This is a genomic window from Candidatus Poribacteria bacterium (assembly GCA_009839745.1).
In the GTDB taxonomy this organism is placed as follows: domain Bacteria; phylum Poribacteria; class WGA-4E; order WGA-4E; family WGA-3G; genus WGA-3G.
In genome coordinates this window covers 1-15,533 of record VXPE01000106.1, presented here as the reverse complement: position 1 = coordinate 15,533, position 15,533 = coordinate 1, and the positions used below count along the sequence as shown (strand labels likewise).

Annotated in this window: 8 protein-coding genes and 6 tRNA genes; all 14 read right to left on the bottom strand. The window is 48.7% G+C overall.

Annotated elements, in window-relative coordinates:
• Positions 1-302: hypothetical protein (locus F4X88_15985; protein ID MYA57780.1), on the bottom strand; the 302-nt coding region annotated here is incomplete at its 3' end.
• 113 nt (positions 303-415) lie between these two features.
• Positions 416-6,856, bottom strand: coding sequence for a hypothetical protein (locus tag F4X88_15980; GenBank protein MYA57779.1), 6,441 nt, complete (start codon positions 6,854-6,856; stop codon positions 416-418).
• Positions 6,857-6,883: 27 nt separating this feature from the next.
• Complete coding sequence (gene pdxA / locus F4X88_15975) at positions 6,884-7,969, bottom strand: 4-hydroxythreonine-4-phosphate dehydrogenase PdxA (protein MYA57778.1); 1,086 nt, start codon at positions 7,967-7,969, stop codon at positions 6,884-6,886.
• Positions 7,970-8,189: 220 nt separating this feature from the next.
• On the bottom strand, positions 8,190-8,456 hold the full coding sequence (locus F4X88_15970; protein ID MYA57777.1) for an RNA-binding S4 domain-containing protein: 267 nt from the start codon (positions 8,454-8,456) through the stop codon (positions 8,190-8,192).
• Between the two features lie 24 nt (positions 8,457-8,480).
• Positions 8,481-10,928 (bottom strand): endopeptidase La, encoded by a 2,448-nt coding sequence (gene lon, locus F4X88_15965; protein ID MYA57776.1) that lies wholly within the window; start codon positions 10,926-10,928, stop codon positions 8,481-8,483.
• Between the two features lie 11 nt (positions 10,929-10,939).
• Entirely contained in the window at positions 10,940-12,475 is a 1,536-nt protein-coding gene (clpX, locus tag F4X88_15960; protein MYA57775.1) for an ATP-dependent Clp protease ATP-binding subunit ClpX, read from the bottom strand.
• 136 nt (positions 12,476-12,611) lie between these two features.
• Complete coding sequence (locus F4X88_15955) at positions 12,612-13,214, bottom strand: ATP-dependent Clp protease proteolytic subunit (protein ID MYA57774.1); 603 nt, start codon at positions 13,212-13,214, stop codon at positions 12,612-12,614.
• 167 nt (positions 13,215-13,381) lie between these two features.
• Complete coding sequence (tig, locus tag F4X88_15950; protein ID MYA57773.1) at positions 13,382-14,701, bottom strand: trigger factor; 1,320 nt, start codon at positions 14,699-14,701, stop codon at positions 13,382-13,384.
• 136 nt (positions 14,702-14,837) lie between these two features.
• Positions 14,838-14,922: transfer RNA gene (locus F4X88_15945), tRNA-Leu, on the bottom strand.
• A 26-nt stretch (positions 14,923-14,948) separates the two neighbouring features.
• Positions 14,949-15,021: transfer RNA gene (locus F4X88_15940), tRNA-Lys, on the bottom strand.
• A 108-nt stretch (positions 15,022-15,129) separates the two neighbouring features.
• Positions 15,130-15,202 (bottom strand) — tRNA-Arg (locus F4X88_15935).
• 8 nt (positions 15,203-15,210) lie between these two features.
• Positions 15,211-15,282, bottom strand: a tRNA-His gene (locus tag F4X88_15930).
• A gap of 69 nt (positions 15,283-15,351) precedes the next feature.
• Positions 15,352-15,425 (bottom strand) — tRNA-Arg (locus F4X88_15925).
• A 29-nt stretch (positions 15,426-15,454) separates the two neighbouring features.
• Positions 15,455-15,529, bottom strand: a tRNA-Pro gene (locus F4X88_15920).
• Positions 15,530-15,533 lie beyond the last annotated feature (4 nt).

Sequence of the window (15,533 nt, the reverse complement as noted above, 5' to 3'; positions counted from 1 at the left end):
CGGTTTCGGGGATCACGAAGCTCTTGGCGTTTACGAGCCTCGCCGGGGCAGAGGTTTTCACCGACACCGGCTACGAAAGCGTCAGTCTTCTGCTGTCGGGTCTGGCTGTCGGTGTGTGTCTGCTCCGGGGACTCCCGTTTTTTTTCTGAGAAACACAATTGACAGACATCGATCCCACCGCCACCGACCTCGATGAGCCGCGGCTCATCGAACGCACCCAGAACGGAGAGACCGAAGCATTTTCTGTCCTTGTGCGCAAATACCAAGACCGCCGCCGACACCCACACCAAAGGACGTGTCAAAGACCCCGAGATGGCAAAAGACTTGACACAGGAGGTCTGGTTAAAGGCATTTCATGGTATCAAGGGCTTCCGTTTGAGTGATTCAAGTTATCCTTGATATAATTCAAGTTAATTTAACGGAGTATGGCGAGTTTTCCCACCTGTTCGATGCGGTTCCCATCTTCTGTGTAGGCGATGACGCGATACAAATAGACACCGTTGGCACACCGCATCCCCATTTCATCTCTCCCATCCCAACGGGTCTCATTGGAACCTCGATGTGCGCTGGCATCGACGAGCGTGCGGAGCAGCCTACCGTTAACGCTGTAAATTTTGATGGTAACCGTATCCGGTGCCTGTGCAAGTTGATAGGTGAAAAAGGTCTTTCCATCAACCGTGGGATTTGGAACGTTGAAAACTTCGCTCAGTGTAACTTCCTCATTTAAAGTGAAAGTCGTAACAAGTTCCGCCGTGTTTTCACTGGTATCCGCAGCAGTGATATGCAGTTGATACTCGCCGTTAGCAAGATCTGGGGTGTAGGCGATAGCAGCATTTGTGGGAATAGCAGGATCAAAGGTTTCAGCGTAATGGCTCGCGTCCAGCGGTTCAAGCGTCTCATACACATTTCCGAAATTGAGATGAAAAGCCGTTTCATCAAGCGCACTATCATCCGTAAGCGTAATTTTAAAACGCGGTTGTTCTGTAAGGACTGTGCCGTCTATCAACGGTTCGTCAAGAGGTTCGCGCGTTGAACCTGTACCGGGCGTCGTCACCCGAATGTCAATAGTCGGTGGCGTGAGATCTGGGGCTTCGGTGACAAAAAATCTGTAGGTAACAACCCCTTCGTCGCCGCCGATCGTGTTCCCATTAAAATCCTGTGCCGTAATATTGAAGGTATGCTCACCCGGAAAGAGAATCGGTTGATAATCAATCGGCACCGTTTCAAAGCCGCCCTGTGTTCGGATTTCATAGTCAGTAATCGGGGCAAGGGGACCGCTATCTTTCTGTTTGGTGATTGTGAGGAATTCTGTATCGATACCGTTTGCATCCTGTAACACAATAGAGATACTCGGGCGTGGTGGAATCACACTGCCGGTCTGGGGTTGGATACCGTCCACCCATATACTAAAGGCAGGCGGTTCGGTATCAGTACTCCGCATAAACGCAAACTGTGTAAGTTCATTGACCTCTGCCGTTATCGTTCCGGTTCGGGCACTGCTGAATTTTACCTTATCACCGAAATTAAAGTTCTCCGAGCTCGCGGTGACGATGATGTCCAATCCAAGATGGCTGAGATAAAGCGGTTCATTCACCTTACCTCGGACCTTGACGCCGTTTGGATGATGGACAGGTTCCGCAGAGGCATCGCGGACTTCGTACCGGACAGGATCGGTGAAAAAGATAAACCAATCGCCAATCTCAAATTCGCCTTTGGGTCCAGGTCGACTGTTGACGCTGGCGTTTCCATTGCCAAGATTCGCATTCCATGTTTCGACGAGAACGACATCGCCTCCAGGATCATAATCGGTTTTAAAAGCGAGAATATCAGCAAACTCAAAGGTGTAGTTAACGCCCAGCGGTGTGCTTTCTTTCCTCGGAATCCGTAATTCCAAACCGAACCCTTCTTCCCTGAACGGATTATCCAATTGTCCCGGCTTATCAAGTTTTTGGACGAGGGGGTCCCCTTTACGTTTGAGAAACACTTCGTATTCATTGGAATCCAAAAACAGGAGTATCCAAGTTCCAGCAGGCGTGAGATTCGGATTGATGCTGATCGCAGAAGTCTCCAATTCCTGTTCGCTTGCATTCTCCATTTGCGTTGGGGTGACATAGTTTTCGAGCAGAAAGTCGCCGTCGGGGGTGTAATTAATCTGCGATGCCAAGCGGCGCCATGCCGAGGAATCCGCTTGCCATGCGTAGATTGCCAACTGATCGGCGAGTCCCTCTAATTCGGTTTTAAATGCGGGGTTGTCGGGTTGGAGCAAGGTCTCTTCCCGCACTGTATCTTCCAAAGCACTTACATCGAAGCGGAGTTTGACCTCAGCAGGTTTCTTGAGAGTCTTTACACCTGTCCGAAAAGCAGGTTCGTAATATTGTGCGACCTCTGTGCCTTGACGAATGAGTCCGCGTCGAAGCGCAGCGACGCGAGGAATGGGAGCAAACTGGAGATCCGGTTGAGAGGGGGCGACCGGCGACTGTGAAGAAACAGAAAGAGGGATGCCTGCTTTATTCTCTGGTTCAGCCACAAGCGCGCTCGCAGGAAAATGGATATCAAACACCCTATCCAGACTGAACGCTGTCAATTCCTCTTGCGGTTTGTAATTAAACTCGTTGACGATAAAAGAGATGTGTCGTTTGTTATCAAACTGGCGTGATTCTTGGATATTTCCGAGCATTTTGTCCTCGATCTCTGGATCGTCCGGATCCGCGAGAACATAAATCTTGTGTACGCCTGTTGCGAGGGGTTTGTCAAGGTCCAAAATTGCAGTCACGCGTTGCAACGTATGTATGCCATCTGCCCAATCCGTGGGTTTAATGGTCACGCGTCCTATAATGTCGGCATCTTCGTCAATTACGCTATCCCCCTCCGCATCTGGGTTCCCTTCAGCAAATACCACCTCAATATCGGAGCGAACGGGACGCCCACCAATATTAATGATCTCTCCGATGAGTTGATAACCGTTCTTTTCCTCATCAAATGTATATCGAATAGGTGCCCTGTCGACTTCATCTGTCCCGATTGCGATGTTCGGACCATCAGGTACTCTGACGATGTTGCGTTCTATTTTTGATGGAATGGCGATTTCATTTCCTGTGCTGTCAGTAATCAGAAGGCGATAACGGACCTGTCGTCCACCCCGTGGCAGCGGAATAGCTTTTTCGAGTTCGTACCATTGTCCGCCCAGAGGCACATCCCCAAGAGGTGCTCGGGCAGGGACCATCTGTATTGTCTCGTCTTCGAAGGTAGCGGTATCATCCCATAAGACTTTTATACTGCGTATACCGCCTGGTCCCTTGTCATCAACAACAAGCACATTAATACTGAGCGTATCTGTGACTTTAATATCAAGGATTTCTTGGATGTCGTGTACAACGGGTGTGTCAATCCAAAACCGAGTTCCACCGATCGCAGCGCGGGTCTCATTATAAGCGAAGACCCGTGCCACACCACCCCCCGGGAGCGCGCTGTTTGGCACGTCAAGACGAATCGTGCCATATTCCCCTTTCCAGACTCTGCCACCCGTCCGCTGCACAAGGTCGTTATTGATATTATCGTCAAAATGATTTGCGAAGGTTGCGAAAGCGGTAAGCGACTCCGTACTAAAATCGGATGCAATCGTAAAACGCTCAGCCCCTGGGACCGCAAGCTTCGGACCTTCAATGGATCCTACCTCGTTTGCCTTGATCACAATTTCGTGGGTCTTGTTGAGCGCGATCCGTTCCAATTCAACCTTTATGTCAAGTTCGGGACGAGCGAGGTGAGATGCTGGGTCTCCGAAAAGTGTATATTGCTCCGTCCCAGGGATCCATTGGGTATTCCGAATGCGACTGACAAAACTAATTTTGGCATCCGCAACAATATGGCCTATCGTTGATGGCAGTTCACCATCGTTAAGGACGAGTTTAGGGGCGCGACCTACGCCGAAAAGGGATTCAAAAAGGTCTTTGTCGAACTCGGCATTTGCTGTGCCGTAGGTTAACCGTGTCGCCGAGAGCGTCGCAATTGCACCGTATTTACCTAACAAAAATTGCTCGCTCAGGCAGAAGTTTCCAACTTGTTGCGGTTTGTCAAACTGTCCATTAAGACAGGTCGTTGTAATAACAAAGGGGAGGTATCGGTTCCGCAAACTGACAACGTCTTCGCTGTGAAAAATAGCCTCATCTGCCCAAGTCTGTATGCCGCCATGCCCGGTATATTCAATGGCAAGTGCCCCCCTATTGATAGCAGAACGAATTTGTGCCCGTGTGCGATCCGGACTTTTAATCTTTCGGAGATAGATTTGGCGAGTATCATATCCAACGGGTATAAGGTCCTGTATCAATTCATCACGCGATATCTCAAAGACACCATCGGATGGATTATCTGTGTTGTCATCTGCCACCTGAATCAAGGTCCCTTGCCACACTCCTGTTTTAAGATGCTGCTCATAATTGATAATCTTTTCAACCATGGTCGCGAGTTCTTCACGCGTCTGCACAGAGAGTCTTCCGATAAGCATATCCGGGAGTGCATCCTCACCGCTGATGTTAACGAAGCGCTGGTCCATAGCGGTTTCTCCACTCGCGGGTGCCCATCCATGATACGTAGGCACAGTGATCGGATAAAGATTATAGGTGCCACGGAAATTCGGATCGCGTCGATAACGCTCAACGGTCGTATTTTTATAATCGTAGTGGGCATCTCCAACGAGGACAACATAAGTGGGCGCAGGCGCTTGCCAGCTGTTATAGGCGTATCGGAGGAACCGACGGATCGCAAACGGATTAAATAAACCATCGCTGAATTCATCGTAGATGTCACCAATATCAACGACCATCGTCGTCAAGCCTTGTGAACGCCGAAATTCGACGAGGGGTTGAATGTGTTCGGTGAAGTTCGGATGCGTAATAACGACATAGTCTGCTTGGTTGGCAGGATTGCGTAACGGCGTTGGCGGCGTTGGAACAAGCGCGTTGATGCTTCGATAGCCAGAACGGCTAATGACGAAATAGCGTGTATGTTGGTTCACTGTATCCTCAAAGAGAATTTGATGACTCGCACCAATACGGGTGACCTCACCACCAGTGAGCCTACTGGTAATACCCTTCTCGTCAATTTGATACACATCAATTGTGTTGTGAAAGATGTTTCGGACATTGTAATGGACTTTGCCACGGTTGCGCGGCTCAGTATTGGTATTGAACTCGAGACGGTTCGCTTGTGCCTGAAAGCCGCGCCAGTAATCGAATTCATACCAATCCAGATAGAAGTCGTAGGAACCGGCAGGGGTGTGATTCTTATCCAATGCCTCAATCCGCATGAAATTCACTTGATTATTATGGACGCGGGCATGTGGAATACTACGGGTAGCGATCTGGGAACCTTGGCGTTTCCATTGTTCGATCCTACCGAGTTGAAGACCGTTGAAAGAGATGCGGGCAAGGTGCAGTGCGTTCCCTCTCCGGGAAGCTCCTTGGAATTTGAGACGTAAGGTTGCTAAGCGATCAATCGCGAGCCGTGGAACAGCCGAGGGCACCTCTATCGGAAAATCCTTTCGACTTGTGTTAATGTTCCCACCCCGGAAAGCGACCCAGAAATAGTGATCGGCAAGTTCAGACTTAATCTCGGTCCCAGACAAGACATCGTGATGCACATTCTCTTCAACTCGAGCACGTGCTAAGAAAGCGGTTGGTGATATCAAGTTTTGGGTCCGCGGCGTTGCATCTCGTTCCTCAACGCGTGACCCCTCAAGGTTTCCAGTATTTGGTTCTCCTTTTAAAGCGAAGCCGAGCCAGTAAACGTTTTCGTCGGTAAATTTATTGTCAGCTAATGCGCGCCCATAAAAGACGATCTGTTCGTTTGCGTCAAGTGTATTGTTTTCGTTTTCATCGAAAATATAAATTCCCTGTTTTTGTCCACTACTCTCCAATCGAACGGTATCAAGGTCAATATCTTCTGGCGCGATACCAGAGGCTTTAATGTTATTATAGGTAATGCGATAGAGATCCGTTCTGGTGATGGGAATTTTAAATCGGAGCGTGCTGGTTGTTAGGGTGGGGGCACGAGGAGCGATACCTCCATAAGGCATCTGTCGTTGACTGCGCCACGGTTTGGCTTGATCATAGTTTCGCAGTGTCCCTTGGAATAGACTTTCAAAAGCCGGAGATTTCCGTGAAAGGATGGAGGGCGCAGCAGAAACAGTTTTGCCTGCGAAAGTTCTTTTCCCCGGGGTCCCACGCGTTGCCGAAAAAGTCGGGAAATCGATACGGAACGTCACAGATTTGAAGATTTTCAACTGCTTTGTTGCCGAATTGTATTGTATCGGATTGATTTGCAGACTCGCGATGCGCTGATCCCGCACAAAACCTATGGGGATAGCCTCAACTAACTGTGTCGGATAAAAGCCTTGCGCCACTGAAGCATCTGGGCGGGAGTTTGTTGTTGGAGAGGGGAAAATTGGATCGTCTGGCGTAATACGAATATTTTCAACGGTTCTTATCTCTGGACGTGCTTGAATGATGGTGACAATCGGTGTCCCGACGATAGGAATACCGAGACGTTGTGTGTGGATAGGTAGACGGGGTTTCCCCACGTCAAGCGTCCAATCCGCACCCGCAAAATAGATTTCGGAGGACTCGGGGGCGTCTGCCGTTTGTTGTCTCTTCCTTATCTGGATTTCAGGGAGTGTGAAACGAGCTGTGAGTGTGTCCGATGTGGTTGCAAGAATCTGTAGAGGGTCTTCGTTTGCGGTGTTTGCTTGGATATTTTCTGCGGATATCCCCAATGCTGATGGGGTCTGTGCTATGGAAACCTGTATTGGAACAGTGTGGAATACAAAAAAAAATATGGGTAAAAAAAATCGAATCTTTCTCATTTTTCTAATTTTTTAATGAAAGGAAAATTAAAAATTTCGCGCAAGCCGCGCGGCACAACTTAATGCCCCCACCAAACTCATTTCGTTAGCGACTCCTTTGCCAGCTATATCAAAGGCTGTCCCGTGGTCTACACTCGTCCGGATGATCGGTAAACCTAAGGTGACATTCACAAGTTTACCAAATCCAAGGAGTTTTATCGGAATATTGCCCTGATCGTGATACATAACGATAACCGCGTGCCAGTGTCCCTGACTCGCCTTGACAAAAAGTGCGTCGGCAGGAAGGGGTCCGTCGATCGGTCCCCAGCGTTCTCGCGCTTGCGCGATGGCGGGACGGATAAGGAACTCCTCCTCTTTTCCGAACACACCGTCCTCACCTGCGTGCGGGTTTAACCCCGCAACAGCAAGTCTCGGTTCCGAGATACCACAATCGATCAGTGCCTGTCGCGTAATATAAATAACCTCAACAATCCGTTCGACAGAGAGATGTTTTGGCACATCGGCTAAGGCAACGTGATTCGTAACGAAAGAGACCGCTGGAATAAATTGGTTGTCGGTTTTTACCATTAAGAGATTTTCGTTTAACGAATCCCTCTTTAACTGATTGCTATCCAATGCTTCAGGGGTACAGAGCATCATTACGACTTGTGGTGTGTTCGTAAAGGCGGCAAGCATTTCCGTGTGTCCTGGATAGGAAACCCCCGCGCGGTGTATGGCAGCTTTGCAGATTGGGGCAGTTGTGAGGGCATCCAATTCACCCTGCATCGTAAGATGCGTCCCTGTTTCAATGGCTTTCACCGCAGCCCCACCCGCGCACGCGTCTACAGTCCCGACAGAAATATCCTGAGCGGATATTGAGGACACATCAAGGACATCAATCGTCCCGTGTTTGGCGACTGCCTGCATCGGGGTTTTGATTATATTGAGGTTCAGTGGTGTTCTGTTGGAAGCTGTGAAGCCGAAACACGCGTCCTGAAGAATAGCAGAACTGCCGATAACAATCGGCTGGCATCGCGAATATACACTTTTATGGGTGAGTGCCTTGACAACGATTTCGGGCCCGATGCCAGCCGCATCCCCCATTGTGAGTCCAACCTTCGGTTTTTTTATCATGGTTCCTTGAACGCAGTTCCACTGCGGTTCTTGAAGTGCGGGATATAAATTCTGCACTCGCACGATGCCTAATATCCATTGGAATCTATTCAAGACCATCGCGAAACAGAGTGAAGCGATGGTCTAACTTCCCTAATTAGAAGTTTGCTGGGCGAGTCATGGCAATTTTCTCCCTGATCCGAGGCGAATGTGCCTCCATCAGGAGATAGGGACTACGAGTTTAACGCTCACTGCGAAGCAGATAGAGCGTTGCGGCACGGGCGCGCGAAACGTTTCCAGCGGGCAATTCAAGTACCTCGTATTCTCGCTCGGAAACCGTCTCATCACCTGACGCGTGAGGTAAACGAATAACATCACCAACAGCGAGCATTTTTCCAGCTTTCGCGACGTGCCCGTTGACACTGACCGCACCTCGGCTACAGAGTGTATTGGCTATTGTTCGCCGTTTCACGAGACGACTGACCTGCAGGAATTTATCTAATCGCATTTTTTCAGACAACTGAAAACCATTTTACACAGGCGGTTGGGAGGCGACCGGCACTTCTACTGGAACTTCGGGCTCCACAATCGGATGTGTGAGTGCTTGTTCCAGGACCTGGGTCATATCGTTGACTTTGTGGAAACGGAGACTTTCCCGAATTTCGGTCGGGATGTCAGCCTCGTCTTTCTCGTTCTCCTCAGGGATGATGATGTCGAAGATACCGTTCCGATAGGCAGCGAGCGCCTTTTCTTTCAAGCCACCAATCGGCAGGACTCTCCCACGGAGCGTAATCTCCCCGGTCATAGCAATATCTTTGCGAACCGACTTCCCAGTGAGGGCAGAGAGAATCGCCGTGGCAAGGGTAATTCCAGCGGAGGGCCCATCCTTCGGCACCGCACCTTCCGGAATGTGAATATGGATGTCCTGTTGATCAAACCGATTGTCAGCAAGTCCAAAAGATTCGGAACGAGAACGAATATAGGCGACAGCCGTCTGGACAGACTCACGCATCACTTCCTGAAGTTGACCTGTCATGCTCAGTTTGCCTTCCCCCGGCATCGTTGTTGCTTCAACAGAAACGATATCACCCCCGATTTGGGTCCATACCATGCCTGTAGCAACGCCCACTTCATCGCGCTCTTCGGCTTTCGTGCGTGTCCATTTTGCTGGTCCGAGATAGTCGCTCAAGTTATCGGGTGTCACTTCAACCTTGAGATCGGGTGTCTCTTCGGTGACGATCTCCCGAGCAACCTTTCGCATGACAGTGGTGATTGTGCGTTCAAGATTTCGCACGCCAGCCTCACGCGTATACTTGTGAATCATCTCAAAGATGGCTTCATTTGTGAAAGCGACATTGTCACCTGAAAGCCCATGGCGTTCGAGCTGCTTCGGAATAAGACCATTCGGGGTAAAAGTAGCGATGTTATGCTTCTCAAAATCTGTATAACCCGGCAACTCGATGATTTCCATCCGGTCCTGGAGGGCAGGCGGTATCGTAACGCGGGTGTTGGCAGTCGTAATAAACATAACATCCGAGAGGTCGAAGGCGATGTCCATGTAATGATCTCGGAAAGTGGAATTCTGTTCCGGATCCAGCACTTCCAGTAAAGCGGACGCAGGATCACCTCGGAAATCCGAACTGAGTTTATCAATCTCATCAAGCAAGAACAGAGGGTTTTTCGACTTGACATCGCGGAGGCCTTGAATGATACGTCCAGGGATCGCACCGATATAGGTGCGTCTGTGTCCACGAATCTCAGCTTCGTCTCGAACGCCACCGAGGGACATTCTCACAAACTTTCTACCTGTGGCGCGGGCAATTGATTTGCCGAGCGAAGTTTTTCCAACCCCCGGAGGACCAACAAGACAGATAATAGGTCCTTTGAGGTGTTTGACGAGTTGTAAAACAGCAAGGTATTCCAACACGTTTTCTTTCGGTTTCTCTAACCCGTAGTGGTCCTCATCAAGTATCCGTTGTGCTTCGGAGAGTTCAAGTTGATGCTCCGTTTGCTCTTTCCACGGCAGCGCGAGTATCCAATCCACATAGGTGCGGATCACACCGGATTCGGCAGATTGCGGGGGTATCTGTGCCAGTCGGTCGAGTTCTTTGAGAGCCTTCTCTTCGGCTTCTTCAGACATTCCGGCGTTTTTCACCTGTTCTCGCAGCTCATCAACTTCGGCAATGTCATCCCTACCCAACTCTTTTTGGATAACCTTCATCTGTTCCTGAAGATAGAATTCACGGTGCGTCTTCTGGACGGATTCGCGAACCTGATTGTGAATGTCATCACGGAGTTCATTGCGTTCCAGGGCTTGGTTCAAAAACTGGGTGATGAGTTGGAGACGCTTAATCGGGTTCATTTCATCCATGACAGCTTGGCGTTCCGATGGCGTGAGATTGAGAATGCCAGCGATAGTATCTGCAAGATGCCCGGGCTCTTCTTGCTCTTTAATGGAACGTTTGACTTCATCAGAGCTTAACCCTTGAGGTTGTGAGCCTCTACCTTGTTCCTGCTGCCGTGTTTTGGCATACTCATTGAAAAGCTTTCTGGCTTCCTTCATGAGGGACTCAGAGGTGCTCGCTAATCCTATCTCCTCATGAACGATTTGCACGTCTGCACTCAAATAGTCCTCGGTTTCTGCAAAACGGAGAACTATTGCGCGGTGTTCTGAAGCAATAGCGATCCGGATGGTGCCGTCGCCGGGTTCATAAGACTCAATAATATTTGCGACAGCACCAACGACATGGAGGTGTTCCGTTGTCACCTCCTCGCCTTCTTCCAACTCCACTTTTTGGTAGAGGAGGAGTATACGCCTATTTGAGCGGAGGGCGGCATGGGTCGCTTGGACACCCATTTGGCGGGCAACATTTAAAAGAGATCTTGTCCTCGGAAAAATCAAAATCGCATCGAAATCCGGGGGCAAGTAGATAACGGGCAAACTTACCGTTTCGTTTTCTTTCGTTGCTGTCGAATTCATATTTTTTTCCTTTAAGCAGTTTTAAGTGCTTCGGATTTCCTATAATCGAGTTGCGGCGGTTCATTTTTACGCACGGTATTTTCGTTAACGTGGCACGCTTCAACATCGTCAAGTGAAGGAAGACGAAAAAGCGTATCAAGCATAATTCTTTCAAAAACAGCCCTTAACCCACGGGCACCAGTTTCACGTTCAATTACCTCATCTGCAATGGCGGTTAGCGCCCCATCCGTCACATGGAATTGCACCCCTTCATAAGCCAAGAGATGCTGATATTGCTTCACCAAAGCATTCTTGGGTTCAGTGAGAATGCGAACGAGAGCTGGAGCATCTAATTCATGAAGGGTTGTCACAACCGGCAGGCGACCAATCAATTCTGGTATAAAACCGTATTTAATGAGATCCTTTGGTGTTACCTGTGCGAGGATTTCGTGAATTCTTCTTTCGCTCTTAGGTTGGATAGGCGAACCAAAGCCAATGCTCTGTTTCCCAAGCCTATCCTTAATTCCCTTTTCCAACCCGATAAAGGTCCCACCACAAATGAACAACACTTTTTTGGTGTTTACCTCAATCATTTCTTGATGTGGATGCTTCCTGCCACCGCGCGGGGGGACGTTCGCTGTTGTTCCTTCAAGAATCTTAAGCAATGCCTGCTGAACGCCTTCACCGGAGACATCACGGGTAATTGATGGGTTTTCAGATTTTCGTGTGATCTTATCAATTTCATCAATATAAATGATGCCTGTTTCCGCACGTGCGACATCACCATCCGCGGCTTGGACCAACTTCAAGATGATATTTTCAACATCTTCACCCACGTATCCGGCTTCCGTCAACGTCGTTGCATCGGTAATCGCAAAGGGCACGTCTAATACCTTAGCGAGGGTTTGCGCGAGAAGTGTTTTCCCCGTCCCTGTTGGACCAATAAGGACGATGTTGCTCTTGTCTAATTCAACCTCGTCAGTCGTGTTGCCATGGTGTAAGCGTTTGTAATGTGTATAGACGGCAACGGATAACGTCTTTTTCGCATCTTCCTGACCAATTACGTATTCATCAAGTTTTGCTTTAATTGCTTGGGGTGAAGGGGGGGCTGCAAATGGGTCTTGTTCATTTTCTGCTCGAGAATCTGTTGTGTTCGCAAGGTCGTTTTCCATTTGCTTGTGGGCATTACTCCCACGTGTCCGTGAAGATCTACGCTGGGTACCATCGCCAGATCCTTCCTGTTCACTCGAACCACTGCTTTTAAAGTCCTCTATAGAAAGGTCAATACTACCATCTGGCTCACGAGTGAGAATGTCATTACAAACAACGATACACTCGGCAAGACATTTCTCGCAGATATTCGCGTCAAGTCCATTAAAAAGTCGTTCGATTTGAGTGTTATTGCGTCTACAAAATGAACAGGACGCACTATCTATAGTGGACGCTGACAGTCGGACAATACATTCAACGCAAATATTTGCTTCTCTGCCCTGAAGGAGTCGGCGAACTTGCGTACTGTCTTGTTGACAGAATGAACAGAACAGATCACGATGGATAGATTCGGACATAGAAGTTCTCTCCTTTTCTAATAGTTATCAGTCCAGAGGATTTTCTGTGAAATCTTCGCAAGCCTTGGAATATGCCAAACTCAGGTGAATTGTTACCGAGACACCTCTTTAACTGACGACTATTCCCAACTGACAACTATCCCTGCTGTATGGCACGTTGGGAGACGACTTGATCAACGAGACCGTATTCAAGTGCCTGTTCGGCAGTCATGTAATAGTCACGGTCGGCATCAACCGCGATCTTCTCGATATCTTGACCCGTATGCCCCGCTAAAATAGAATAAAGTCGATCGCGTTCCTGCAGAATCTCTTTTGCATGGATGCTAATGTCAGAGGCTTGACCACCGATACCACTCGCCATCGGTTGGTGAATGAGTGCTTTTGCATGAGGGAGCGCATAACGCTTCCCGGGTGCCCCCGCGGCGAGAAGAATAGCCCCCATACTATAAGCTCTACCTAAACACCATGTCTGCACATCTGCTTTGATATACTGCATCGTGTCATAGATTGCCAAGCCAGCAGAAACAGAACCTCCGGGTGTATTAATGTAAAGCACTATGTCTGCATCCGGATCCTTTCCCTCAAGGAAAAGCATCTGTGCCGTTACAATATTCGCGATGACATCATCATCAATCGGGGTCCCAATCATGATAATTCGATCTTCAAGTAGACGAGAATAAATATCGTATGAGCGTTCGCCTCGGCTGGTTTGTTCAACTACGATAGGTACAAGGTTCATTTTTTTTAGTAGTTTTCAGTTATCGGTTATCGGTTTTCAGTTACAAGAGACATTCGTTGAACGATACCCCTCTTAACTGACAACTGACAACTGAAAGGTTTTTTCGCAAGAAAAAACCCGGTGAATGCCACATGGCATTCATACCGTTGATTCACCGACAACTATTATTAGGTAATGATGAGCGACTGCTTGGCGGATGCACGATTAATCAGAAACTGATAAATTTTCTCGTGTTGCAACTGTCCCCGGAAATCCTCTAATCGGTTGTTTGACTTTAGCAGAGAAGCATATTGTTGAGCGTCCCGATTTTGTTGTTCCGCAGCGCGTCGAATCTCGTATTCTAATTCATCATCGGATACGGAAATGCCTTCCTTCTCAGCAATCGTCTCGAAAATCCATGACTGTTTTGTTTGTTGAATAACATCGCGACGTAACTCATCGGGCAAGGTATCCATGTTAATCCCAGCATCCTCAGGACTTCTGTGCTCATTTGCCAGTTGTTGTTTGACGTTCAGAAGTGTTTGTTGGACATATTGATCGACTAACGGGTCTGGGATGGTAATCTCGATTTTTTCGATGAGTTGCTCCAGCAATTCCGCCTTCTGCTTATCAACATGTAGACTCGTCTCTTCCTCAACAAGATTGTTCCATATCAACCCATAAAGTTGGGAGTAGTTTTCATACCCAAGGTCTTTGGCAAACTCGTCATCTAAGGGGGGGAGTTGTTTTTCCGTGATAGCGTGCAGCGTTATTTCGTATTGAGCGGATTTGCCTGCCAGTTCAGCGACATTGTGGTCTTGTGGGAAATCAATATTTACGTTATTTGTATCCCCAATCTCCATTCCGATTAACGTCTGCTCAAGTTTTTCGTGTATAGCCCCAACCCCGAGTTCTATATCGACATCTTGCCGGGATTCAGCATCAATACGATTTCCGTCGAGTAAACATTCCCAGTCTATCCGAACACAATCCTTCTCTTGGACCTGCCGTTCAATGTCAAGCGGTTCATAGGTGGCAGATTGCGCTTGCAACCGCGTAATATAAGCATCAACATCTTCACGGGGCACGTTAACAGGGTTTTTATCGGTTACGAGTTCATCATAACTCGGAAGGCTGATGTTCGGGCGAATGTCTACAGTCGCTGAAAACGTGAAAGGCTCGTTTTCTTTGACGTTTAATTCATTAAGGGGCGGTGTGAAGGTGGGTTGTGTCAGGGCGTTGAGCCGCTCGTTGTAGATTGCATCTTCGTAGGCAGGAGCGACAAGATAGCGAACAGCTTCGCTGTTGACGTATTCGGGGAATCGCGATTTGAGGATTGCTATGGGGACACGACCTTTCCGGAAACCCGGAATAGAGACTTGGGTGCGTAACGACTCACAAGTTTCCGCCAGTGCTGCATTGACATCTTCAGCAGGAATCTCTATGTCCAAACGGACTCTTGTGGTCTCTAACTTTTCAATTTGAACTTTCAACTTTTCTGTCCTCACACCAGGCGTTCAAAGCCCGAAACCTATAGATATTGCACCCCGCTGAGGTGCTTAAAAAAAATTGCGGATCTCCAACGGAGAGCCATCTCTGTACCGAGTCCAATCCTACCGCTATCACCACCCTCAAATACGATGATGGGCGAGGAGGGACTTGAACCCTCACGAGGCGTAACCCCAATAGATCCTAAGTCTATCCTGTCTACCAATTCCAGCACCCGCCCGAACGCGCTTTATAACAGTCTTTCGATGCGCCGTGAAGGAATCGAACCTTCAACCGCCTGATTAAGAGTCAGATGCTCTGCCAATTGAGCTAACGGCGCGCCTGTTCCCGCTGTGGAACATTTCTCTATTCCCATAGACGCTATAACTACCACTCGCTAATTGTTAGGTGTGCTTTCAAAGCCAACACCCAGCATCCAAAAAATATTCGCGTCCGGAGGGATTCGAACCCCCAACTTATAGTTCCGAAGACTATTGCTCTATCCATTGAACTACGGACGCATATTAAAGGTGGATGATGGGATTTGAACCCACGCCCACTTGATCCACAGTCAAGTGCTCTACCCCTGAGCTACATCCACCATGCTTTGATCCTGCTCGGAAGTCACGCCATCACAATCGCGTGACTCCCTATCAAGCCGTCTGAAAAGCACGCCCAGCAGGAGTCGAACCTGCAACCTACGGATTAGAAGTCCGTTGCTCTATCCAATTGAGCTATAGGCGCTCGTGCTACAAATTTTGTTCGTTTCTGAATCGGGGCGAGAGGATTCGAACCTCCGACCTTCTGCTCCCAAAGCAGACGCGCTAGCCGGGCTGCGCTACGCCCCGAAAG